The organism is Cytophagales bacterium, assembly GCA_033344775.1.
Taxonomy (GTDB): domain Bacteria; phylum Bacteroidota; class Bacteroidia; order Cytophagales; family Cyclobacteriaceae; genus JAWPMT01.
In genome coordinates, this window is the sequence record JAWPMT010000004.1 from 1,736,430 (window position 1) to 1,761,555 (window position 25,126).

Consider the following 25,126-nt stretch of genomic DNA (forward strand, 5'->3'; position numbering starts at 1 on the left):
ATCTGCAACTTATGTTACAAAAGATGTGTGATTAAAATCAGCATATAAGCTGCAGAATATCGTGGATTTTTCTATGTTTATGTTCATTAGTTATACCCAAACGTTCCTTGCCCCATAAATTCCGCATTTTTAGTTTTTCCTACCTGAAAACATCAGTTTTACAACGCTACAGGAGGTTCCTCATCAATACCTTACCCGGGAAGTCTACTCATCGCCAATTTATTCTTCTCTCTTCCCCTCGTAGCGGTTCTACTCTATTACACACCTACCTAAATTCAAACCTGAACATTTATTCACTTGGCGAGCTGCCCTGGCGCGAATTAGAAAATGGAATTGATACGGACTATTTCAAGCCGTATCCCAACGTTATTCAAGCAATCGGATTTAAAGTCTTTTACCAGTTTTCAGAGCAAGCACCTTACGATGATCTTTATTCCAAACTGACCCAAGACAAAGACCTTAAAGTGATCCATCTCACGCGTGAGAACATGCTGGAGAAATACATCTCAGAAGTATTGGCCTGGCAAAAACGGGAATGGACCACAAAAAAAGAGACATCCAATGAAGATAAGATCACCCTTGACTTAGCTGCTTTTGAAGCTCATGTCCATCAACAAAAAGCACAGCAAGCTCAAAGCCTGGAAGATTTCAAGGAGCACTCCATGATTTCTTTATCCTACGAATCGTTGACCCAAGACCCTGAGACTGTATTGAATGAAGTGCAGTCTTTTCTAGGGGTCAGAATAAGGAAGTTATTTACCGTACTTGAAAAACAAGCCACTTATTCTTTGTCAGACCTTCTGAAGAATGTAGATGAAGTGAGGGAGAAGTATCCTCAATATTTTTCTTCGAATAATCAACCTTGAGTTTTAAGCATTTGACGTTCGGCATGATTGACCATCAAAACTACGAGTCCTACTACCGAAACAGAACTGACTGGCATTAGTATCGCAGAAACCAAGGGTGAAAGGTGCCCTGAAATCGCGAAGCTTAATCCTACGATATTGTACAGAAATGAAAAGACGAAAGCGGTTTTCAAAACGTTTTGCATCCTCCCCGCGAATTGGAAAAACCGGGGCAGCTTTGTAAATTGATCTGAATCCAAAATCGCATCACAGGCCGGAGAAAACTGATGGACATCATCTGCTACCGCAATACCTACTTCACTTTTTCGGAGCGCACCAGCATCATTAAGTCCATCCCCCACCATGGCTACTATGTTTCCAGCAGCTTGTTCCCTTCGTACAAAGTCCAGCTTTTCGACGGGTTTCAACTTAAAATGTAATTCATCAAAATTATCTGTAAGGACTTCTCCATCCGTAGGTCGGTCACCAGATAACAATTGCAATTTGAAACCGCTGCGTAATTTCTCAAGGACCTTTCCCAATCCCTTTCGATAGTTGTGATCGATGCGAAAATAGCCTCTAACTACCCCCTGGACACTAACATAAACCCTTGCCTGTCGGGATTCCTGGGCCTCATCCACACCCAAAAAAGACGCAGAACCGATTCGGAGCGATTTATCGAAAACCTCCCCCTTCAACCCTTTGCCAACGATCTCTTCAAAATCAGATACTGGGTGTTCGGAGGCACCCTTAAGGCTATCATGAATCATTCGACTCAGCGGATGAGCAGATTGTCGGATAAGCGCATCGACCAGTTCTAATTCAAAAGCTGAGAGATCACCTATAAACGCAACTTGCTTGGCCGTTTGATAGGTCAGGGTTCCGGTTTTATCAAAAATCAGTGTGGTGATTTGGCTCAATTTTTCTACGACATTGGCATTCTTCAGATAGATCCCGTGATGTCCGAGCACACGCAAGGCATGACCGTAAGCAAAAGGTAAAGCCAACGCTAAGGCACAGGGGCAAGCGACGATCAGTACCGAAGCGACCACTTTCCACACAAGGGCAGGCGCCACAAAATACCAGTAGGCCGCCGAAGCACTGGCCAGTACAAGTACAACAAACGTGAAATACCTCGAAATGCGATCGGTCAGGTTCTGAAAGGTAGATTCTTCTTCCTGTAGATCCTCATGGTTCCATAGGCTAGTCAGGTAGCTCATATCTACAGGCTTCTCCACCTTCAGCTCCATGCGACTTCCTAAATTTCGGCCGCCAGCATACAGTAATTCGCCTTTGCGAACCTGAACTGGTTCTGACTCACCTGATACAAAACTGTAATCAAGACTTGCCACCTCTGACTCCAGATAAGCATCACAAGGCACAAGTTCCTGATGATGTAACGTCACCAAATCACCCCGATGCAGGTCTTTCACATGCGTAGGCACTTCTTTTCCCTCCATGAGCTTACTCACCGCTATGGGAAAGTACGATTTAAAATCCCGATCAAAAGACAGGGCCTCATAAGTCTTGTGTTGATACCATTTTCCAATCAGTAATAGGAACACCAATCCGGTCAGCGAATCGGAGTAGCCCGCTCCGACTCCAGCGCCTACTTCATACAATGTCCTCGCGAATAAAGTCAGTACGCCCAGTACAATAGGCACGTCAATAGTGAAGAGACCTTTCGACAGGCCACCCCATGCACTTTTAAAATACTCTTGTGCCGAATAAAAAAGAACGGGCAAGGTAAGGACCAGATTTAGAAGACGGAATAACCACTGGAATTGTTGATCCAACAGAAAATTGGTGTCCAGGTATTCGGGCAAACTGAGCAACATCGTATTGCCAAAACAGAATCCAGCCACAGCAATCTTCTTCCCGATGTTGTTTTGTTTTTTCTTTTTTTTGTTGTCAATCCCCAGGTTAATACTCGGTTCATACCCCATCACACAAAGCAACTGCACCAGTTGACTGAGTGGAAGCTGCTTTTTGAAGAGAATATCTGCTTCCTTCTTTGGGAAATTGATCCTGCTTTGTACAATGTCAGGATAAAACTGGGGTAACTGTTCCAACAGATACACGCAAGAACTACAATGAATATTGGGCAGGTGAAATCGTACTCGTCCGAATTGTTCTGATTGAAAAACCAGTAATTGTTCCGTGATCTCGGGCAAGTCCAGGTATTGGAACCGATTGGCAGTCCCGATCTCTTTGAATTGCAATTCAGGATCATTCTCCAGAATGGCATATACAGTTTGACACCCAGAACAACAAAACTCGTTGCCCTGGGTATCTAATACAGCTTCATCCTCAATTGGCTGTTGGCACAAATGACAATGATCTGTTTGTGTCTTTGGTGAGGGAGCTACTCCCGTCATATAATTACACCCGTAAATCCGGCATTCGTCTTTTCAAATAGCATGATGTCTTGCTTTTTGAAAGGAAAGGCCAGTACCGGTACGTTAGCGTGATTGACCACACTCTCCGTGGTACTACCGTAAAACAGGTGGGCAATACCCTTGCGTTGACATGTTGCCATAGCTACCATGTCCGCATTACATTCTTTTGCAAAAGTGACGATCGCTTCTTCCGGTAAGAAGTCTCTTCCCGTGAACAGGCTGTAGTCTTCTCCTTCGAAATAAGCACTGAGGTAGTCCGAAAATTGCTTGTGTAATTGATCGAATGCCCCAACATCATGAGGAGATTTTATCCAGACAAAATTTAATTTCGCCTGAAATAGCGTTCTTAGTAGCTTCACCTCTTCAAGGAATCGAACTGGTACCCGATCCAATTGTACTGGGATCAGAATATTCTTGATCGCATCCGGTGATGAATCGGCAGGAATAGTCAGAACAGGTACATTGGCAAAGCGCACGACCTTCTCTGTATTAGATCCTACAAAAAACTCTGTCAATCCGGAAGACCCTTTGGTCCCCATGACAATGAGATCTGTTGGTCTTTCTTCTACAATGAGGTCGATCGCTTCACTTAAAGAAAGCTCTTCTACGCTAGTATGCGTCTTAGCTTCCGGAGCAAATTCGGTCCGCCATTGTTCTAAGGTGTTTTCGGCGTTGGTTTTAAGGTCTTTTAATAGTCGGGATGTCAGGATAGGATCCATGTAAACAGGATGGAAAACCTGGGTGGTGTTCACCACGTGCAACAACGTAATCTCTGCATCTTCACGCTTGGCTAGTTCAGTGGCAAAGGCCAGGGCAGATTTGGCCTCTTCTGAAAAATCGGTAGGGACGATGATGTGTTCCATGGCGCTTTATTATTTGTTTGAAAACTGAAAGCAAGGTACACGGCACCCTATCCCCTGAACATGACTTTTGACAGGTTACGAGTTGATTTATTATAACCTTAACGAGGTTTTTCGGAATGAAATTAACCCTGACAGGGGTTTATTACCGTGGCGGTTAACCCTGTCAGGGTTGGAGTTTATCTAATAAACCGCCCCTTCGGCAATTGCTCTATTCGCTTCCAGATCAGCCTTAAGGCTTTCAATCTTGGCACCAATCGTTACCATCGGTACCTTCCCAAGCGGTAATCTCAAGGTTGGATTTTCCTGATTAACATGATCAATAATAGCCTGAGCCGCTTTATCAGGATCACCTTCCTGTTTGCCGTCTACTCCTTGAAGTTTGGTTTTGAATGCTCCTGCGGTATCCTGATAATCAGCAATATCACTCGAGGCTAATCCAAGGTTATTCCCAGCAAAAGCTGTTCGGAAAGGACCAGGCTCGACGATACTTATATGAATACCCAGCGGAGCTACTTCCTGGGCAAGGGCTTCACTGAACCCTTCCAAGGCAAACTTGCTGGCATTGTAGATCCCAAACCCTCCAAAAGCCTTGACACCCCCATGAGAGGAGATCTGAACAATATGTCCTGAACGCTGCTTACGCATCAATGGCAAAACCGCCTGAGTGAGTCCAAGGGTAGCGAAAAAATTCGTTTCAAAAACTTTGCGAACTTCTTCCATGGAAGTCTCCTCAATGGCTCCTACAAACCCCATCCCTGCATTATTGACCAGGACATCAATTTTGCCATGTTTTTCTTGAACTTGCTGTACAGCTTCAGCACTGGTATTCATGTAATTGATGTCTAACAGAATTCCTTCGGCTTTCCCACCATAGGTGTCATTGAAAGCTGCTACCTGATCCGCTTTCCTAAAGGTGCCGATAACGTAATGTCCCGCTTCTATAACTGCTTCAGCTAATGATTTTCCGAGGCCGCTCGAGATTCCGGTGATGAACCAAATTTGCTTTTTCATGATCAGGCTACTTTTATCAATTGAGACAAAGAGGTTCGGAAATTAATACCCACCCAAACGAATAGCGCGGTAGGAAGCAACCAAATCCCATTACCAATAAAATCATGTGCTACATGAAAAGCAGCGATATTGAATACTACGGGTGCAAGTAGCATCCATCCCAGTAATCTCAATTTTGGCACCAATAGCAGGATACCTCCTAAAATCTCTGCCAGGGCCACTACTTTAAAAAGGTAGGTCGTGAACATGTTGCCTAAAAATGACTGAGCAACTGGATCAGCAGGTGGATCCACCGCAATAAAGCCGAGGAATTTATTCAATCCGAATATGATCATCAGGATGCCGAGTACGACTCCAGGAATGGTTTCTTTTAAATTTTGCATGACTAAATAATTTTTATTGATGCAAAACTGGATGGGTCTGTACGCGTGAAAAATGAACTGGATTAGGAAAAAGTCTTGAACTAGATTAAGAATCCCCCTTGACAAGGGCGTGCCCTGAAAGCCCGCCTGCCGGACGAGGCATGGGCGGGGGATTTAATACTATTGATTACCAGGTTTCGAAGTTTCACCCCTTCTTACTCAACTGCGATCGGATCTTACTTAAAAACTCAGGAGACATCCCCAGGTATGAGGCTACGATCTTTTGTGGTACTCGCTGCACGATACCCGGATACAATTCATTGAACTCCAAATAGCGTTCTTCAGCTGATTTGCTCAGATTAGACAAAGCACGCATCCGCGAATAGGCAAAAGCCCTTTCTGTAGTGATCCGAAAGTACTCACTCAAGCTGTGCAACTCCTTACACAAGCCTTCAATGTCTTCATAGCGCATCTGCAGCAAAACCGAATCTTCCAATGCCTCTACATACAATGTCGCGGGCATACGAGTGATGTAGCTGTAAAAGTCACTCACAAACCAATCCTCTATTGCAATTTGTACGGTATGGTCTTTGCCCTCTTCATCTATGAAAAAGGACCGAAAAGCTCCTTTTAGAATATAGTTTCGATAATTACTGGTATACCCGGGCTGATCCAGGAACTGTCGTTTCTTGAAGCGTGTCGTTTTAATGATTGCTTGCAATCGTTCTGCTTCTGATTCGGAAAAGTCGACATAGCGACGGATATTGGTGAGTATGGGAGCTGTATCAGACATCAATCCCCTAAACTACCTCCTCCACCGTACCCAGTCAAATTTCCCCAATCATCTGTGCCTCTTCTTCGATTTGGCTTTCGCTTGCCTTTGGTCATCACTGTTAATCTTTTCTTCTTGATCATTGAACGGACCAATAGCGGCCAAATAAAAGGTATGATCCAGATCAATATTGTGTTCCATTGTTTCTTTTGATCTCCTAAAGAGCTTGTCTTATCCAGCTCTAATTGAGTTGTATATGCGTCATAGACATGCAAAAGCAACAGTGTCCCAAGAATTAATTGTAATGTCATATTTCAATTTAATTGATTAACAGCTCAGAAACCACCTAAAAATAAGACGCTTATAAAGGTAACAACCTCTTTGTGGATAACCTGGTGCATAACTATGGTATAACCCGGGTATTATTTGGTGTAAAACCTGTTGAAAATGAGGGGGTTGGAAAATTTGGAATGGCAAAAATATGGTCTACCTTAGATTCATCAAACGAGGGATAGGAAACTGAAACGAAAGTTTCCAACCAGACAAGGGGAAGTTGGAGTGAGTTTCGACTCAAACCAGCGAAGCTTAAAAAGTTGTGATGGAAAACCGAACAGAGAGGCAACTCGATGAAACGGAACCATCGGGAGTCCGAACAGTAGTTTGAAGTTGTGCAGATGCTAAGGCAACTGCAGAACTAAGAAGGGCAAGTTCAGCAATGGACAAGCCCTTTTTGTTTTTTAGACCGTTACAGATATAACCCAATTCAATTAGGAAGCTGCACCAATACCTCTTTACCTTCCGCAACCTGCTTCTTTAGAATTGTTTCTCCATCAAGCATAACCTCAACCAAGATTTTGTTATCTATTCTTTGCAAAGAGAGATCAGTTGATTTTCCGAACAAGGAGAGACTCTTCAATTCCAGGAAGTCCCATTCCGCAGGCAAGGCAGGCGTTAATTGAAAAGAACGATATGCCACAGGTTCAATACCCAACATGCCTTCGGTAATTATGCGGCAATAAAGGGCACTCTCCGCCGAAAGGTGCTTCATGTTATTTTCCGGATAAGCCTCAATCGCGTACGGCACATGATCTCCAAGCAAGCGTTTCCTGGAATAGTCCTTCAATTTCTCAAAAGCCAGTTCCGTTTCGCCCACACGAAAGGCGCCTCTCAACGCATATAAAGTTGCACGGTCCCAAAACATGTTGATTTTACTATCTGGCTTTTTCTCAACCAACACACCATTCTCAGTCCAGAGGTGCTCGAACAAAGCAGAAAGTGTCGCTTCCTGTCGGTTCGTGATTCCCATTACTAATGGCAAACAAATCCAGTGCCTCAAGTATTCATTCCCATCGAAGTAACGATACGTATCTAACCCTTCCATCCGAGCTCCAAAGTATTGTTCAATGACTTTCTCCATTGCTTTAGCACGCTTTTGATACTGACCAGCCAGCTTGTTTTGATTCATGATGCCCGCCAGTCGAGTTGCGTATTTTAAACCACCGTAATACAATGAAGAGGTAGAAAGGTTCGCTTTACCTGTTGATATTCTACCTTCCATTTCATCCGATTCCGACATGACGGCACCTGCAGAATTTCGATGCTCATGGCAATACTTCAGACTCCATTCAACCAACGGCCATAATGTCCTCATTTCATCCAAATCACCTCTTGCCAGGAGGTACTTTGAAGTACCATAAGCAATCATAGCTGCGTCTCCCCGGTCCAGAAAATCCATGGTGAAATTGCCATCCACCTCGAACGCATAGGGAATATGACCATCTCCTGCCGGGATGTGTGCTTTGAATTTTTGATAGGTATTGAATGCTGCTTCATTCCCAACCTGATATCCGAGGTATGGAAAAAATGGCCCACTGTATTCAACCTGATCATTGGCCCAGGTCCCTACATAATAATTACCTCCACCGGGAGAGTGTATCAATCCCATGGATGATTTAAAAATGCTTTCCGAAGCCCTGATCTTGGAGAAGTAAAAAAGCTGATTGATAACCGGATCGGGAGTTATCAATTCAAGACCAGATCGCATTTCATCGAGAAATGATTGCCGCTGATCCCAGGCCTCTTCAGCATTGAACTGGGACGATTCCTCATTAAGTGTCGCTCCAAAATAGACAGGAAAAGTCATGGATTCACCTTGCGCCAGTTGAACTTTCTCTGTACGATCCCCATATGCATGGAACGTATAAAGCCCTTTATATCCCATCTCAGACTGACTCCAAAGATTATGGGTTAAATCGATGGACAAGACCTGATCACTCAAATTGATCAATTGCCATTCTTCCACGAAAAAACGACCTTCCAGGGAAGGATACAGCATTCTGGTAATTTTCAATCCTTCGAGGGGGGTATGATGAAAACGTAGCCAGCCTCCAATCTCCACAGAATCAACTCGACTTGGACGAATCACTTTATCATTCAAATGAATGGAAGGCATTACCTCATCCGCTACAGTTCTCCGAAAGTATGCCCGGTATTTCTTCCAGTCCGGTTCATCGTATTTGTTGTAGGTTCTCAGTTGCGGAAAAATTACATCTCGGGACAACTGTAAGTTCTGACTGGAATCAATTGCATAATAGATGATGGCCGCAACTTGTTTTCCAGCCATCTCAATATTTTCCGTATGTGGCAATTGCCCATGCTTACCTACCGACCAAACGATGGATCCTCGATCAGAAATTTGCCAGAAATCCCGGTCATTTTGAGCTGTTATAAAGCCAGGAAGCAACCACATTCCTATCAGTAGCGCCCAGGCACATGTTCTGATTGACCACTTTTTAACCATGTCATCAAAGATATGATATTGACCGGGTTGTCCATTATTTAGTGACCTTAAGCTAATCTGTCGTTTTCAGCATGGTCAATAAATCATTAATTTTGCGGCTGCCTTAATTAGCCTTTACATGACTCGTCAACAGCTTTTTGATAAGATTAAAGAAAAAGAATCGTTCTTATGCGTAGGTCTGGATCCAGATTTGGACAGAATTCCTGCTCATATCAAAAAAATGGATGATCCCATCTTTGAATTCAACAAAAGGATCATCGACGCAACAGGAGAGTATGCAGTGGCCTTTAAGCCAAACATTGCCTTTTTCGAGGCTTTGGGATCCAGAGGTTGGGAATCGCTGGAGCGCACCATGGAGTACATGCCCAAGGAGTTTTTTTCCATCGCCGATGCCAAGCGTGGTGACATTGGAAATAGCTCCAAAATGTATGCAAAGGCATTTTTTGAAAACATGGATTTCGATGCAGTGACTGTCGCTCCATATATGGGCGAAGATTCTGTTTCTCCATTTCTCGAATATGAGCGTAAATGGGTAATCCTATTGGCAGCTACGTCTAATGCAAGTTCCTTCGACTTCCAGGAGCTACTGGTAGATAACAACAGTGAAAAATTGTACGAGCGCATCATCCGCAAAAGCCAGGACTGGAGTAATCCGAATAACTTGATGTATGTGGTAGGTGCCACACGTAAAGAATCACTTTTTAAGGTTCGATCCATTGTTCCAAATCACTTCCTATTGATACCTGGGGTCGGAGAACAAGGCGGTGATTTAAATCATGTGAGTCGATATGGCATGAATAAGCAATGTGGCCTGCTTGTCAACTCTTCACGCGGGATCATTTACGCCGGAGATGGCGAAGACTTTGCAGAAAAAGCCGCTGAAGCTGCCCGTAAAGTCCAACAGCAAATGGCTAAAAACCTGATGGATTTTTCAGGAAATCGAGTCTCGGGAATCATCGATAAAGCCTAATGAGACTGAGTCAATTTCATTGATTTTTATCATGGAAAGCCATGATCTTGCTTTTTGGTTTGCGTGCTCACACGGGAATCACTAAATTCTCGACCGATTAGATCAAAACTATCGGTATGGGTGAACTGAATATCCATGTAAATACCAGCGGGGAAGAACGACTCCAATTTTTACAACACCTGCTCAACGACCTGAAAGCACTTGAGCGCATGCACAAGGAAGGCATGATCGAAGATGATGCTATCCGGATAGGCGCAGAGCAAGAGTTTTGCCTCGTCAATGAACAATGGCGACCGGCTACAAATGCCATGGAAGTGCTGCAAGAGTTGAATGATCCTCATTTCACTACAGAGTTAGCGCGCTTCAATTTAGAGATCAACCTGAATCCTGTTGACTTGAAAGGCTCGGCTTTCAGTCAGATGGAAGGCCAATTGAATCAATTGATGCAGAAGGCCAATGAAGCTGCCGATAAGCATGGTAGCAAGATTGTTCTTACAGGAATCCTCCCCAGTATTTCTATGCATGAGATGGAGTTGGACTTCATGACTCCTCTAGACCGGTATTATGCCTTGAATGACCTGTTCAAAAAGGCGCGCGGGGGTGATTTCCGCATGCATTTCAGTGGTGTGGATGAATTCTCGATCAATCACAATTCGGTGATGTTTGAGGCTTGCAATACCAGCTTTCAAATGCACTTGCAAATCCGTCCTGATGACTTTGTGCAGAGTTACAATTGGTCACAAGCCATCGCCGGACCTGTTTTGGCCGCCTGTGTGAATTCACCCTTACTATTAGGAAAAGAACTTTGGTGCGAAACCCGGATTGCGCTATTTCAGCAAACCCTGGACACCCGCGTAATCGCACGGGCCCATCTGGACAAACAAGCCCGGGTCACCTTCGGCAGCAATTGGGTGCATGGCGATGTGGTGGATTATTTCAAACATGAAGTCTCGAAATACAAAGCCTTACTTACTCGTGAGATTGAACAAAATTCTCTTGAAACACTGAAAGGAGGACAAATCCCTAAACTTCAGGCATTGAGCTTGCACAATGGCACTATTTACCGCTGGAACAGACCTTGTTACGGCGTAGGCGGTGGTAAACCTCATATCCGGATTGAAAACCGATACATTCCTGCAGGCCCTTCCGTGAAAGATGAAATGGCCAACCTCGCATTCTGGGTCGGCCTGATGGTAGGACGGCCTGCGGAATTTGACGACCTTCCAAAAACCATGGATTTCCAGGATGCCAAAGCCAATTTCCTGCGAGCTTGTCGCAATGGTACCGAAACTGTCATGAGCTGGAAAGGCAAACGCATCCCATTAGCCGATCTTATCAGCGAGGAACTACTTCCCATCGCGAGGACCGGTCTCCAAAAAATGAACATTGATGAAGCGGACATCAATCAATCGCTGGAAGTAATCGAAAAGCGGATGAACGGACATACGGGTTCTCAATGGATGGTCTCGAATTATCGAAGATTCAAAAAGAGCCTCAAAACCGATGATGCGCTTATTGCGCTGACAGAATCGCTCCATCGTAACCAGCAGTCTTATGAGTCCATCAATGAATGGCCCACAGAACAGGACCTGACGACATTCAATTCTGCAGCCAATAAGGTAGGCCACATCATGAAAACCACACTGGTCACAGCCGATGCAGGCGACAGTGGCGAAATGACGCTGCGCTACATGAAGTGGAACAATGTCCACCACCTGCCGGTTGTTGACCAAGACGAAAGACTGGTTGGACTGATCACCTGGCAACACTTATTCAAATACCTGGATGAGATCATGGATGCAGATCACGTCATCAGCGCTGGAGAAATCATGATTAAAGAAGTCATTTCAGTCGAATCCTCTACCCCGATCAAGGAAGCTATCAACCTGATGCGCGCTAAAAACATCGGATGTCTGCCAGTTGTTGAAGAAAATCACCTTGTTGGTATCATTACTGTCAAGGATGTGCTGAAATTTGCGGATGCCTAAAGTTTACAGCAAAGCCTTAGACCAACATCTGGATATTGACCGCATCATTGGTCGGATCGACGGACCTAAAAACGACCCATGTGTCGTATTCTTTGCTGGCATTCACGGGAATGAACCCTCTGGTGTATTCGCCTTACACCAGGCTTTACAGGAAATACGTGAAAACAACACCCCGGTACAAGGAACAATCATTGGTATTTCCGGCAACTTATGGGCGCTCGAGCGGGGAGAAAGGTATCATCAGGTGGACCTGAATCGCATCTGGACACTGAAGCAAATGGCGCAAATAGAAGCCGGAACCTTTCAACCCGAAAATGAAGATGAGCGTGAGCAGCTGGAGATCTATCGGGTACTTGATCAGCTTTTTCAAGAACAAAAAGGTCCGTTTTACTTTTTCGATCTTCATACCACCTCTGGAGAAACCATTCCTTTCATACCCGTCAATGACAGTTTGCTGAACCGCAAATTTGCCAAGCAATTCCCTATCCCATTGATTTTGGGAATCGAAGAACATCTGGAAGGTCCCATCCTGAGTTATCTCAACGAGTTGGGATATGTTTCCTTTGGGTTTGAAGCGGGACAACATGATGAACTAAGCTCCATCGACAATCATCGGATTTTCATTTATCTGTCGCTGGTATTTTCACAACTGATCAATAAGCAGGATGTAGCCTTTGACCAATACATGGATAGCTGGTTGCGTGTTTTTGGCAAACATCACTCCTTTTTTGAGATTCGTAAAAGGTATGAAGTGGCACATCAGGAAAAGTTTGTGATGGAAAAGGGGTTCAGCAATTTTCAACACATTCCAGCGGGTACCTTACTGGCTCATAGCAATGGAAATCCTATCCATGCAGAAATCAGCAGCACCATGTTCATGCCATTGTATCAGGCACAGGGAAATGATGGTTATTTCCTGATCAGAAAGATCCCTGACATTTTTCTATGGCTTTCAAAAATCCTTAGAAAATTTAAAATGGACCGGTTGGTTACTTATCTACCAGGTGTACAGCAAGCATCAACCTACCCCGGTGAATTTGTCCTGAACCTTCGAATTGCGCGCATCATGGCAAAGCCAATTTTACACCTGTTGGGCTATCGCAGCAGACACATTGATGAACACCATCTGACGATCAAAAGCCGGGAATTTCAATCGAAAAACAGAGATTACCGGGAAGCGCTTTGGTACGCCGGATCATAAAACCCTGTTTCCGGAAATTAGAATTCAATATCGGAAGTAACAATTGTTGCGCTGCAAACTGTTCATTTTGATTAACTATGCTCGGTAATCATTCTTAAGCATGTTCGGTTTATTCAAGCGTAAAAAAGACACCTACCAAAACATAGGACTCGAAGCATTTAATGCAATGCGTCAACAAAAGGATACTATTGTCATTGATGTACGGAATCCAAAAGAAATTGCCTCCGGTGCAGTTCCAGGCCACTTGGCCATCAATATTTCCGAAAGTGACTTCAGAGAAAAAGTTGCCAAACTTGATCAATCAAAAACCTACCTCATCTATTGCCGAAGCGGCATGCGCAGTGCTAAAGCATGCCGCATCATGTCGGGCATGGGCTTTCAGTCACTGTATAATTTCAAAGGTGGGATCATTGAGTGGAATGCTGGACAGTAAACACTAAGTTTAAGCAAAAACGCAACATGGAAAATCACGAAATACCCAGCGCTGAATATGAAGCCATCGAAAAAATGATTAGTAGTGAAGAGAGTGTAGTCGGAATCGATGCGAAGAAGACCCACATCATCATCATTCACAAACTCATGGAGATCGAACGGCGATTGAAAGCACTGGAGGAGAAGCAGAAATGAAGAATGGAAATTGATCGTTATCATTCAATTCAAGAATAACTTCCTTTTACAAGCCAGGCGTTTTATAGCTTTCAGTTTAGTTCTCAAAACCCCTCTGCACCCTATCAATGCTTTTAAGCTAAGTTCACTCCGCTTCAGCGTACGACCAAAGGAGTCTTTGCTTAAATGGATGTATTGTTTTTCTGATTTTCAAAGATTCCATCCATGGAATGACTTCTTTGCTTAGAAATTTCAGCCTTAGCTTAAGAGCATTTTCACCTTCAACAAAACATGCAGGTTATCGGCGTGAATCCGGACACAATCAATAGCAGGCATCCATTGCTTATTCTACATTTTTTAGCAGATGAAATAAATATTAGCAAAACAACAACCATTTTCATTTTATTGCGTGCTAATAATAAGAGCATTGCTGCTATATGTAGCAATCACCTAATTGAAACCATGAAAAAACCAAACTTAAAACAGCTCACCATGCCTACTATAATCACTTTTATTCTAATTATTGCTTCATTTACTGTTGCCTCAAAATATGAGCTTAAATCCATCATGAAACAACCCATTAAAATGATTGCTCCTGCTAAACATCAGAGCGATACACTTTCAGTAGATGACCAAGATTCTCTTCGAAATATCCAACGTTCCGACACCACCGCATTATCTACAGAAGGAAACAGTCAATTATTCCAGCAACTTCCTGAACTTCCTAAAAAAGTCAGCATCGTTTTGCTATCTAAATTTCAAGTAAATTTGGCCCTACCAAAGGGCACTTGATGATCAATCAGAAGCGCTCAATAACTTCATCACTCTGGGAAATAGAGGCCTTTTCTGACAATCTCTAAAGTGATTCATTCTCATGTCAATACGCCATCACCTCAAATCGTATCTTGATATCATTGTAGATCATCTTCATTCGCACTTTCTGACCCCTCTTCACTTCGATCTTATTTTCAAAAAAGTATAAGGCCTGGTTCCAACAATGATGTTTTACGACTGCATCAGGGTCTGTAGTAATCGTTATTTCATCATCCAACCAAAGCTTAAACCAAAATACGCACGCATCCAACAAACCCGATTCCTCAATGTCCATATCAAAATACTTTTCACGCCATTGATGCTCAGGAATAGGATCACCCATGTCATAAAAATCATAAGCCATCAGGTCGGTCGACTGGGTAAGTGATTGATGTTCATATTTGGTGAGGTCATCTACCAAATATTCTTTGGGAACTCGAAACTGATCAAAAGGTGTAAAATCAAATCCTTCAATTTCCTGGACAGGGTTCACAGCTCGCATCGCTGGGATACTGACCAGCTTTCCGATGATCTTTGCCCGGGCGGGAATGATCGTACAGGCTTCATCACACAATTCAGTCAGTGCATGCCTTAGCGTCGGAATCGCATGCTCACCAATCAACCCCGCATCCAGGATCTCAGAAACCAGAACATTGGGTTTTCCCTCAAATTGATCTGGCGTAAGCGAGGTTGATTTCAATGGATATAAAGTAATCTGGTCTTCGTATCCATTTTTAGTAATGATCTCTTCCGCCATGTTTGACATCACTTTTGACATCTCGCAAGTATAGACTCGTCGGGCACCCTGTCGGGCAGCCATCATGGACAACAAACCCGAACCAGCCCCAATATCGAACACGATGCTTTCAGGATTGACCACTTTGTCCAGGGCTTGTTCATAAGCTTGATTACGGACAGAATCAGCCACCATACTCATGTGCCATTGCGGAACAAATCGTTTATAGATCCAACCTAGCGCCTCTCGCACCGATTCATTGCCCGGAGATAACTCAAGCGCTCTTTTTAAGGGGGCTAGGGCATCTTCAAACCTTGCACCTTTCAAGAGTGCGTTGCCTAAATGAAAATGGACCGTCCAATCCTGTGGAGTTAGCTGTGTGGCATGAAGTAAATGCTGTGCACCTCCCTGAAAATCTCCCAAATGACACAAAAGGTTACCATACCCCATCTGAGCATCTACGTGATTAGGATTCTGATCAATGGCTTGTTTGAAATAAGTCGTGGCCTGTTGGAGTGCGCCAGTCCTATTATAAAGTTTCCCAAGTTCCACCAAGGCATCCAGTTGCCTGGGCACATCATCCAAAATGGCAAGCAATTCCTTCTCTGCGTGATCAAAATGAAATAGTGAATTGAGTAACTGCACATGAAAAAAACGCGCAGGGAGATATTGCGGATGGGTGGCCGTCAGTGATTGCAACACCTGAATCGCTTCATCATTTCGGTTGAGCAATTGCAATACCATGCTCAGGTCGTGTTTGATTTCCGGCGAATCCGGATTCAAAGTGGTTGCTTTTTCATACGCGATCAATGACTGTTCATAATTCATCAAGAACTTCTGAGCTACTCCAAGATTACTCCAAACCAAGGCTATTTCTGGTAGCTGTTCGGATAGAGGCTTGAGCAAATTAAGGGCTTCATTCGGGCGATTGGTCAGCAAATAGATATTTGCAAGGTTCAGCTGCGACTCCACATGATCTGCGTGTAGTTGCAAAACCTCCAGGTACCCAGTTTCAGCTTCTGGCAATTGATTGTTCTGATGGTGCGTATGGGCCACCTGGAAAATTTCCTGAATATTGTTGTCCATGAGGTCGGGTTGTGATCTTTCGGTAAGAATAATAAATTCCTGGAACTAAATACTTGACCTAATTCATTATTGATCCTTCGATCAATTCTCCGGCACCCTTGACCATACCCATTCGCCTTCAGCGACCCAATCTCCGGCAACCTTCTTGTAGGAAGTATTCCGATGAACGTCCTCATTGACGATGAAATTCTCATCTTTATGATCGTATGAACTTCCGTTTCTTCTGAAGATGGTCATGGTCGAAATGAAAGTAGAATCGTTCGGAAAAGTAGTGATCCCTTCCGCAAAACCGCTTCCACGATTTCCATTGACGTGAACATATTGCTGTTTACCTGGATGCCATGAAAAGAATCCCTCAGAATTGATCAAAACAGTATCCTTCTGATAACTGACAATGGTCAGACTCATGTAATTCCTCATCGGACGCTCAAAACATAAGCCAAAGGCCTTGGCTGATCTCGGATTATTGGGTTGATAATTAGGGTTATCTGCCTTCCATTTACCGGTACCTTTAGTCAGGTATTGCGCCATCCTATCAAAATGCAAGGTTTCAGGTGGGGGATTTTGAGCAATTAGTCGGTCAGGAATCAGGATTAATAAAATCACGATGAACATTACCTCCGACAGATGATCTTTCATGAAAATTAACACGACTTGAGTTTTTTGGGCCTATTCACAAGATACGCTCTTTTTATTCATTTTTTTTTGAATCGATAATTGATCTTATCTTCCATTCTCTTTGCAACCAGACCTGTGTGAGACATGGAAATTGTCATCCTTACTTCTATCATCGTATCATCGGTGATTTTCCTTGGTATCGGCTTTACCACTTCCTCCAAAAACAAGAGCCTTTCCGACTTTATCCCCATCACTTTGGGCAAAAGCCACGTACGGAATAGTACCGAATTCTCAGCTTCAACGGTAGCTACCACCGTGAGTCTGGCAACTATCGTTATCTCCTATTTCCAATTAGCGGGTTATTTCGGGATGTGGCTCTTGTGGACCGTACTCACTACTGCTATCGGTATGTTTTGGCTGTCCAAAGTCAGCCCTTTGATCCTCAAAAAACTTGCAGCTTACGATCACCGACCTTCCTTACATGAATACCTGGGTTCCGAATATGCCTCAGGAATTGTCAAAGTTGTAGGGGCAATCTGTAGCAGTGTCGGATTCCTGCTCATCTTCGCAACAGAGCTGTTAGTTGGATCCCGTTTTCTGGCTTTTCTGGTCCCCTCAATTCCAGAATGGATCACCGTACTTACTTTGTCATTAGTTTCTGTAGTATATACTTTCCTGGGAGGGTACCGCGCCGTAATCAAAACAGACAACATCATGATGAATGCAATTTGGGCCCTAATCATCGCCTTTTTTGTCTTCATCGGCTACGGGATCTTCACTGCAGATCTTGGACAACTTAGCGCAATCCCTACCACCGCGCTTGATTTTTCCAATAGAGATGGGTTGATCTGGTTTTTGGTTGGGATCGCAATCATGAATATCCCTACTCACATTAGCAACATGAGCATCTGGCAGCGCATTGGCGCCTCTTCAGATCAGGGGGTGGTGAACAATGGACTGAAAAGAAGCACCTGGATGATTGCCATGGCCTGGGGGTTTTTGGCTGTCGTTTCGGTCTTGGGCATGGCGTTCGTCAATCCAGAAGACAACACCACTTATTTGTATCAGTTCTTACAGGTATTCTCTAGCTCTACTTTTGGTTTAATCTTACTTTTCATCATCACCGTCGGGCTTTATGCAGCGATGCTCTCCACTGCCTCCACACTATTGATAGCGACCGTGCATACCTTTTATGAAGATGTGATCGCCAACTTCAGGTCCGAAGAAGTTGCAAAGAAGATCACAGCTAAAGGAGAATTTCGCACTGCTCGAATCACCATCATCATTGCAACAATCATTGCTGTTGCGCTGGTTGAGGGACTAAAACTGATTGGCTTCTCTATCTCCGACCTTGTTTTTGCCATTTATGGAGGGGCATTGGCGCTCTTCCCTCCCATTTTACTATCACTTTACCTACCGAGTGAGCGGCTGCATCAATATTCCAAGCGTGCTTCCATAGGAGTAGTACTAGGATTCATTGTCGGTTGGGGCATGGCCATCGTGGGCAAAATCATTGGAGATGATAACATGATCTTTTTATCACCAACTTTCGGGATAGCTGCCAGTGCGTTGATGTTATGGCTGGGAAGTTTTAAGGACAAGCCTTTAGGAAGCTAAAATGGCCCGGTCATTCTAAAGAAAAATCCCAAAAATCCTTTTGAAATTGGGACATCCCTGATTCAGAAATGCCCGTACCAAAATATCCCTTTTCTCCTATACTGAAGGCAGTTGCAAATCTTCGACCATCCGGATGGGAATTCCTCTGAATCCATTGGTTGGTGATCGGATCATATTCCCAGCATGTTTTTCCCACTACATAGATCTTACCTCGCAATTGAAAACTCTGTAGCCCCCATGTCAAATCTCCTGGAAATATGGCCAACTCCTTCCATTCCTTGGTTTCAGGATCATAGCTCCACCAGTCAAAAGCATCGTTGAAGCCAAGCCCGATATAAGCCAGTTTATCGATTACTTCTGTAACGTGGCTGGAAGTTCCTGCCCCCGGATAAGTATCTACAAGGATCCATTCATCTTTACCAGGATCATAATGCCATATTTCCTCCCCCAGCAACAAGTAACCCTCATTTCCGATCATGAAAGCTGGATAAGTGTCCCTAAAATCAGGCAAAGTACCCGGAAAATCATTAAACCTATTCCATGTATTTGTTAGTAGACCGAAAGCATAAAATTCTCTTGTGATCTCCGTTTCATTATCCTTTACGCCTAAGACAACATATACCTGATTGCCAATCACAAAGCCCGAACTGAATCGCCTGGCGCCATTGGGTATTGTAGGTAAATCAGTCCACGAATCACTACTCGGATCATACTTCCAGAAATCATCCAGAATACGACCATTATCCCCACCGGCACCTACATATCCATATCCGCCAAAAGCAAAGCCGACCGATGCACCAAAACCAACTTCTGCGGGAATGCCCTGTTTTTGAGTCCAGGTGCCCTCAAGAACGGTGAAATCCTGGTCACTTCGGATCATTTGATCACTTACCTGAATGGAAATAGGTCCAGTAGTTGCTCCGGATGGAATCTCCACCATCAGCAAAGAGTCATTCAGGGAAATAATCTCTGCCAAGGTGCCATTAAAATCAACATTCATCGCACCTGTTTCCACACCAAAACCACAACCTTCAATCGAGACCAAATTCCCCACTCCTTCACTTTCCGGCGAAAAGGAAGTGATCACCAGTACTCTGATTGGCTCATCATTACAGGCTGCTATTAAAAGCATACACCCCAGAAGGATTCCTATCTTTATCAGGCCTTTCATCAATATGAAGATAATGAAATTGAAGGACCTTTCTAATGAAAGCAAATCGGGTAACTATTATTCATTTTAGTTTTTACTTCAAGTGGTTTTCTCGTCAGTTCACCCTGGTCTGATGTAGTTTGAGCCCGATTGTTCTTTTGTTTCTTCCCTGAAGGTATGACTCTTGTCTCTGTAATTGATAGAGATTCATGCTGAGATTAAGAGTTTATTTCGCGTTTTTGTTGATCACAGTTTGCTTCTCTGGAAGAAGTCAGGTTATCCAATCTCTCAGTGGATTGATCATCGATGTTTCCTCTAGAGAACCATTACCTTATGCGACAGTTTCAATAGAAGGAACATCGCTTGGGACCACAAGTAACATGGATGGGTACTTTTCATTCGTATCGATTCCTTCAGACACTTGTTCCTTACAGATCCAATACATGGGGTATGAGACGCTGACATTCCCGATCAGTGAGTTCCTAAAGCTAGATCGACCGGTGATCCAGATGAAGGTCTCCAGTCAAATGCTGAATGAAGTCGTTGTTACCGGATCAAATCTGGACCGACAAATGATCAAGGCCTCCGGACAATTGAGTCGTGTTAGTCTATCTCCCAAAGCACTGGCTGCCATACCCAGCATGGGGGAACAAGACATTTTTAGGGCACTGCAATTGCTCCCTGGTGTCAGTGGGACGAATGAAGCATCTTCTGGCTTATATGTACGTGGTGGAACGCCCGACCAAAATCTTATCTTACTGGATGGCTTCACGGTCTATCATGTTGATCACTTCTATGGCTTCTTCAGTGCATTTAATCCAAATGCTATTAAAGATGTCCAATTGTATAAAGGGGGGTTTGAATCAAAATATGGAGGGCGGCTCTCCAGCGTAATGGAATTGACTGGCAAATCTGGTAATCAAACCAGACTAGCGGGTGGATTAGGAATCGGAGCCATTTCGGCTAATGCATACTTAGAAATCCCTCTTGGCAGGAAGCTTAACTTTTTTGTAGCCGGACGAAGATCATATACAGACATTATCAAAAGTAGTGTCTACAATAACATCTTCGATTTATACAATGATGCTAATGCTCAGACAACCGTACCCCAAAATCAAAATCAGGGAATCCAAAGAAGACAAGGAAATAGACAAACACAACAAGAAGTCACAGAACCCTCGTTTTTCTTCTATGACCTCAATTCGAAACTAACCTTTCGACCTTCAGACAAGGATGTAGTTTCTCTGTCTGTTTATAATGGCGTGGATGACCTGGATAATTCTCGAACTACCAGTAATAGTTTTGAACGAAACAACGGAGATACAATTAACATCGCAAGTGACATAGATGATGTACTGAAATGGGGTAATATAGGATCCAGTATTCGGTGGGCCCGGCAATGGAATGACCGATACTATAGTCATGTGAACATTGGATACTCCAACTATTTCAGTGACAGGAACCGACTGACTTCCATCGAAATCGGAAGATCCGACACTACAATCTTAAGAAGTTTTGGAACCGTAGAAAGTAATGATTTGAGGGATTATTCTCTGGCAATTGGTAATGAGTACATTCTTAACCAATCGCACACGTTGAATTTCGGAACTCAAATCACCTATAATGACATCTCCTATCAGTACAACCTGAATGACACAATCCAGTTAATTGACAATAGAAACGACGGTACGCTGTTCACCCTTTATCTTCAGGATAGCTGGAAACCGCAAAAAGATTTAACAATAACCGGCGGCCTCCGTGGATCCTATTTTGACGTCACCGAATCAACCTTTTTTGAACCCAGGCTCTCTGCTTCTTATGAACTGAATGATCGGGTGAGGCTAAGTGGAGCATGGGGACATTACTATCAGTTCGTCAATCGAATAGTCCGGGAAGATGTCACACAAGGAAGCCGTGATTTCTGGTTACTGGCGGATGACAATCAAAGTCCTATTAGTTTTTCTCGTCACCTAATAGGGGGAATCGCCTATGAGATTCCTAATTGGCTGTTGAACATTGAGTTCTTTGACAAGACATTGGAAGGAATCTCGGAATTCAGTCTCCGGTTTACTGCGAATCCCAATAATGAAGGTCAATTCTTCTTTGAAGGAACTGGGGTCGCCAGAGGCCTGGAAGTATTACTTCAAAAAAAAGACGGCAACCTAAAGGGCTGGGTTAGTTATACGTTAAGCGAGGTTGTGCATGACATTGATGGAATCAGCGACAATCCATTTTACGCCTTGCACGATTCCCGACATGAAATTAATGTGGTGTCCACCTACGAATTGGGAAAGTGGATTTTTGGTGCCACCTGGGTGTATGGAACAGGTAAACCATATACCGCTCCTTATGGGGAATATCAAATTACAACATTGGACGGAACGGACTATGAATTCATCAGCGTCGGAGCAAAAAATGCTTTCCGATTACCAGATTATCATCGATTAGACCTGTCCGTAAATTATAAGATACGTCTAGGCCAGGGAGAAGGGAATATTGGTCTTTCCCTATTCAATTTTTACGACCGTACCAATATCTGGTACAAGGAATTCTTGATCGAAGAAGAAGAGGTCATTGAAACGGGCGTCAATTTGATTGGACTTACTCCTAATCTTAATCTGAGCATCAAATTTTAAATGAAGTATGATGAAAAAATTGATATTCATTTTAGCGCTGCCTATCTCCTTACTACAGTCTTGCGAAGATGTACCTGAATTCGGGGAGAATGAAACTGTTCCGGTTATAGAGGCATTCATATACGCCAATCAACCCGTTCAAAACATCATAATAAAGGAAGTTCAGCCTTTCGGAGCCACGGAAGGAACTGAAGTATTTCTAACAGGGTTGCAACCACAAATCCTTAGGAATGAAAATGCTTTTGAACTCACAGAAAGTGAAGGGAATCCTGGGCACTATTTCTATTCTGGGACAGATCTGATCATTGAAATAGGCGAAACCTATGAATTTTCAGTGGATTTTGGTTCGGTACAAGTTACAGGTGAAACCACTGTTCCATCACCCCCGATAGGCTTGACCATGGTAACGGACACACTGGAAGTACCAGCCATTGAAGAACGTAGGGATTTGATCCGCTTCTTTCAATCAGGGGACAATCAACTCCTCGTCGAATGGGAAAACCTTGGAGGTGCGTATCATTATATTTTAATACGGAATGTTGAAGAAAATCCTTTGCCTCTGGATCCGAATGAATTGATTCCCTTCAACTTCAATTTTACTTCCGAGCCTACACAGGACGACTTTTTCAATTTATCGGCTTTCGCTCATTTTACTCAGTTTGGATCACATCAGCTGATTTTATTTCGAGTAAATCCCGAGTATGCGCTGCTTTATGAAAGTCTCGAACAAGATTCGAGGGACTTGAATGAGCCTTTTAGTAACATTACTAATGGTGTAGGGGTCTTCTCTGCCTTTTCAAGTGATACAGTAAACTTCGAGATTTTACAAAGACCGGATTAAAGCATGATGAAACAACCAGCGAATAAACATTTAATAGTTGTATGCATATCCGTGGCGATGATGAGCCTGGTAGGCGGTGCCCGAATTGGCATTATGCAACGAATGGATGGCTGGTGGATGGACTTCAGTTTTTCAACTTATGTCCTAAGGATGGTGTTCCCATTCATTTTGACCTACGTCTTCCTGTGGCTCAACCTATTGAATGGTTTTCTCAAAATTGGTCAGTGGACCATAAACTTAGAAAGTACTGGAGTTAGGATCGTCCTAAACCTATTCGCTTTTCTGGTACTACATATGTTGATGGACAGCCTGCTTCACGCATTTGAAGCTGATTTACCTATAGGTCCCAGGTCTTTGATAAGAAGCATCATCGGTAATGCGATGCTAGTCGCAGGGATTCTGGTGATCAGTTGGATTTACCGACTGATTGACCGTAATCATCAAATTTCTCTTGCCAATTCACAACTAAAAGCGGAAAATGAAAAATCTAAATATGAGGCATTGAAAGCACAGATCAACCCTCATTTCTTTTTCAACTCTCTGTATGCGGTTACCGGATTGATTGATAAGAATCCTGAAGAGGCGAAATCCTTTATCCGGGAAATGTCTGATGTCTTTCGTTATGCACTGGAAAATGGAAAGGAAGATCTCGTTTTGCTAGCATCGGAATTAAACTTTGCCCATGTGTATATCAAGTTATTCAAAACCAGATTTCCTGACAGTATCACTTTCGAAGTATCTGTGGCCGATATTGCAAAGCGACAAAACTTACCTTCTTTCTCAATACAGTTACTGTTGGAAAATGCCGTAAAGCACAATCAGTTCGATCAATCTAATCCACTGCACATAAAAATATTTGATCAGGATGGTTTTCTGGTCATTGAAAACAGTTTGCGCCCAAGACCAGTAGAAAAATCGTCAGAAATAGGTCTATTCAATTTAAACCAACGCTACATTCATTTGTCTAAGCAGGAAATAGTCATTCGAAAGCTAGAGAATAGCTTCATTGTGAACCTACCCCTGATAGACCATGAACGTAATGATCATTGAAGATGAAGAACTCCTTGCTGAACAACTAGAAACCATGATTCAGGAGATTGCAAAGGAATATAAAGTAGTCGCTACTGCTCATTCCATTGCTTCTGGAATACACACCCTACGCAACAATCAGGTAGTGGATTTGATTTTTTCGGACATCTACCTGGCAGATGGTTTATCCTTTGAAATTTTCAAACAGGAACGCACAGAAACCCCAATTATTTTTACTACAGGGTATAATCAATATGCCATAAAAGCCTTTGAACATAACAGCCTCGATTATCTTCTTAAACCGCTGAAACCTGAAAAGCTGGAACAATCTCTTTCAAAATTTGAGAGGCTCCGAGCACTAGGCACAACACCTTCATTTAAGGAGCAATTCCCAACTATCAAGGAGGTAATTTACAGAAGTAACTTTCTGCTATCTCAAGGAGATCGACTGGTCCCGATACACGTGGATGACATTCAATATTTCACGGTAACTCATGGGGTGGTGAAAGCGTTTACCAAAAAGGACCAAATGTTCTTGATGGAAGAGACACTCGAAGAATTGTCGGAGCAATTAGATCCAAAACTCTTTTTTCGCGCCAATCGACAATACCTGATTCATCGAAATAGCATACGCCACATCGAACGTTATTTTAATGGTCGCTTGCTCATAAACCTCTTCCCGAAATCCCTCTCAGGCATCGTGGTAAGCCGTAGACGAGCTCAACTACTCAAAGCCTGGATGAACATCTAGTAGGTATCAAGACCTAAGCACCCCAGCATCCT

The 25,126-nt window shown here is 43.4% G+C and carries 22 protein-coding genes; 12 read left to right on the forward strand and 10 right to left on the reverse strand.

The window, feature by feature from the left end; genetic code table 11:
- Positions 1 to 107 precede the first annotated feature (107 nt).
- On the forward strand, positions 108 to 866 hold the full coding sequence (locus R8G66_16260) for a Stf0 family sulfotransferase (protein ID MDW3193928.1): 759 nt from the start codon (positions 108 to 110) through the stop codon (positions 864 to 866).
- On the opposite strand, the gene R8G66_16265 is transcribed toward R8G66_16260, so the two are convergent.
- From R8G66_16265 to R8G66_16295, 7 genes are all read right to left on the reverse strand, one after another.
- A complete protein-coding gene (locus R8G66_16265) occupies positions 857 to 3,223 on the reverse strand; it encodes an HAD-IC family P-type ATPase (protein MDW3193929.1) in 2,367 nt (788 codons plus the stop codon). The two genes, R8G66_16260 and R8G66_16265, sit on opposite strands and share 10 nt — an antisense overlap.
- Positions 3,220 to 4,107, reverse strand: coding sequence for a universal stress protein (locus R8G66_16270; protein ID MDW3193930.1), 888 nt, complete (start codon positions 4,105 to 4,107; stop codon positions 3,220 to 3,222). Before R8G66_16270 ends, R8G66_16265 begins: the two co-directional genes overlap by 4 nt.
- A gap of 180 nt (positions 4,108 to 4,287) precedes the next feature.
- The gene (locus R8G66_16275; protein MDW3193931.1) at positions 4,288 to 5,118 is read right to left on the reverse strand and encodes an oxidoreductase; all 831 of its coding nucleotides are present in this window, start codon (positions 5,116 to 5,118) and stop codon (positions 4,288 to 4,290) included.
- A gap of 2 nt (positions 5,119 to 5,120) precedes the next feature.
- Positions 5,121 to 5,501 (reverse strand): hypothetical protein, encoded by a 381-nt coding sequence (locus R8G66_16280; GenBank protein ID MDW3193932.1) that lies wholly within the window; start codon positions 5,499 to 5,501, stop codon positions 5,121 to 5,123.
- A gap of 184 nt (positions 5,502 to 5,685) precedes the next feature.
- Positions 5,686 to 6,273: a Crp/Fnr family transcriptional regulator gene (locus tag R8G66_16285; GenBank protein MDW3193933.1), complete on the reverse strand. Its 588-nt coding sequence runs from the start codon at positions 6,271 to 6,273 to the stop codon at positions 5,686 to 5,688.
- Positions 6,273 to 6,563 carry a hypothetical protein gene (locus R8G66_16290; protein ID MDW3193934.1) on the reverse strand — a complete coding sequence of 97 codons (291 nt, stop codon included), beginning with the start codon at positions 6,561 to 6,563 and terminating at the stop codon, positions 6,273 to 6,275. The genes R8G66_16285 and R8G66_16290 overlap by 1 nt, the downstream gene beginning before the upstream one ends.
- A gap of 452 nt (positions 6,564 to 7,015) precedes the next feature.
- On the reverse strand, positions 7,016 to 9,052 hold the full coding sequence (locus tag R8G66_16295) for a hypothetical protein (GenBank protein ID MDW3193935.1): 2,037 nt from the start codon (positions 9,050 to 9,052) through the stop codon (positions 7,016 to 7,018).
- Positions 9,053 to 9,170: 118 nt separating this feature from the next.
- Between R8G66_16295 and pyrF the strand changes: the two genes are divergently transcribed.
- The 6 genes from pyrF (at position 9,171) to R8G66_16325 (ending at position 14,609) form a co-directional block, all read left to right on the forward strand.
- Positions 9,171 to 10,022 (forward strand): orotidine-5'-phosphate decarboxylase, encoded by an 852-nt coding sequence (pyrF, locus tag R8G66_16300; GenBank protein ID MDW3193936.1) that lies wholly within the window; start codon positions 9,171 to 9,173, stop codon positions 10,020 to 10,022.
- Between the two features lie 116 nt (positions 10,023 to 10,138).
- Positions 10,139 to 12,010, forward strand: coding sequence for a CBS domain-containing protein (locus R8G66_16305; protein ID MDW3193937.1), 1,872 nt, complete (start codon positions 10,139 to 10,141; stop codon positions 12,008 to 12,010).
- The gene (locus R8G66_16310; protein ID MDW3193938.1) at positions 12,003 to 13,211 is read left to right on the forward strand and encodes a succinylglutamate desuccinylase/aspartoacylase family protein; all 1,209 of its coding nucleotides are present in this window, start codon (positions 12,003 to 12,005) and stop codon (positions 13,209 to 13,211) included. The genes R8G66_16305 and R8G66_16310 overlap by 8 nt, the downstream gene beginning before the upstream one ends.
- Before the next feature lie 100 nt (positions 13,212 to 13,311).
- Positions 13,312 to 13,644, forward strand: coding sequence for a rhodanese-like domain-containing protein (locus tag R8G66_16315; protein ID MDW3193939.1), 333 nt, complete (start codon positions 13,312 to 13,314; stop codon positions 13,642 to 13,644).
- Positions 13,645 to 13,670: 26 nt separating this feature from the next.
- On the forward strand, positions 13,671 to 13,838 hold the full coding sequence (locus R8G66_16320) for a hypothetical protein (protein ID MDW3193940.1): 168 nt from the start codon (positions 13,671 to 13,673) through the stop codon (positions 13,836 to 13,838).
- Between the two features lie 270 nt (positions 13,839 to 14,108).
- Positions 14,109 to 14,609 (forward strand): hypothetical protein, encoded by a 501-nt coding sequence (locus tag R8G66_16325; protein MDW3193941.1) that lies wholly within the window; start codon positions 14,109 to 14,111, stop codon positions 14,607 to 14,609.
- Between the two features lie 85 nt (positions 14,610 to 14,694).
- Here the strand turns inward: R8G66_16325 and R8G66_16330 are convergent, their stop codons facing one another.
- Both R8G66_16330 and R8G66_16335 read right to left on the reverse strand, forming a co-directional pair.
- A complete protein-coding gene (locus R8G66_16330; GenBank protein MDW3193942.1) occupies positions 14,695 to 16,452 on the reverse strand; it encodes a tetratricopeptide repeat protein in 1,758 nt (585 codons plus the stop codon).
- 81 nt (positions 16,453 to 16,533) lie between these two features.
- Positions 16,534 to 17,091, reverse strand: a complete 558-nt coding sequence (locus tag R8G66_16335) for a hypothetical protein (GenBank protein ID MDW3193943.1) — start codon at positions 17,089 to 17,091, stop codon at positions 16,534 to 16,536.
- Positions 17,092 to 17,214: 123 nt separating this feature from the next.
- Between R8G66_16335 and R8G66_16340 the strand changes: the two genes are divergently transcribed.
- Complete coding sequence (locus R8G66_16340; protein MDW3193944.1) at positions 17,215 to 18,687, forward strand: hypothetical protein; 1,473 nt, start codon at positions 17,215 to 17,217, stop codon at positions 18,685 to 18,687.
- A 10-nt stretch (positions 18,688 to 18,697) separates the two neighbouring features.
- Here R8G66_16340 and R8G66_16345 read toward each other — a convergent pair whose 3' ends face one another.
- Positions 18,698 to 19,819, reverse strand: coding sequence for a kelch repeat-containing protein (locus tag R8G66_16345; protein ID MDW3193945.1), 1,122 nt, complete (start codon positions 19,817 to 19,819; stop codon positions 18,698 to 18,700).
- Positions 19,820 to 20,046: 227 nt separating this feature from the next.
- Between R8G66_16345 and R8G66_16350 the strand changes: the two genes are divergently transcribed.
- The 4 genes from R8G66_16350 to R8G66_16365 are packed head-to-tail and all read left to right on the forward strand — an operon-like array spanning position 20,047 to position 25,094.
- Positions 20,047 to 22,473 (forward strand): TonB-dependent receptor, encoded by a 2,427-nt coding sequence (locus R8G66_16350; protein ID MDW3193946.1) that lies wholly within the window; start codon positions 20,047 to 20,049, stop codon positions 22,471 to 22,473.
- Positions 22,474 to 22,480: 7 nt separating this feature from the next.
- Positions 22,481 to 23,314 carry a DUF4249 family protein gene (locus R8G66_16355; GenBank protein ID MDW3193947.1) on the forward strand — a complete coding sequence of 278 codons (834 nt, stop codon included), beginning with the start codon at positions 22,481 to 22,483 and terminating at the stop codon, positions 23,312 to 23,314.
- A gap of 3 nt (positions 23,315 to 23,317) precedes the next feature.
- A complete protein-coding gene (locus R8G66_16360) occupies positions 23,318 to 24,364 on the forward strand; it encodes a histidine kinase (GenBank protein ID MDW3193948.1) in 1,047 nt (348 codons plus the stop codon).
- A complete protein-coding gene (locus tag R8G66_16365) occupies positions 24,354 to 25,094 on the forward strand; it encodes a LytTR family DNA-binding domain-containing protein (protein MDW3193949.1) in 741 nt (246 codons plus the stop codon). Before R8G66_16360 ends, R8G66_16365 begins: the two co-directional genes overlap by 11 nt.
- The last annotated feature ends 32 nt before the right edge of the window (positions 25,095 to 25,126 follow it).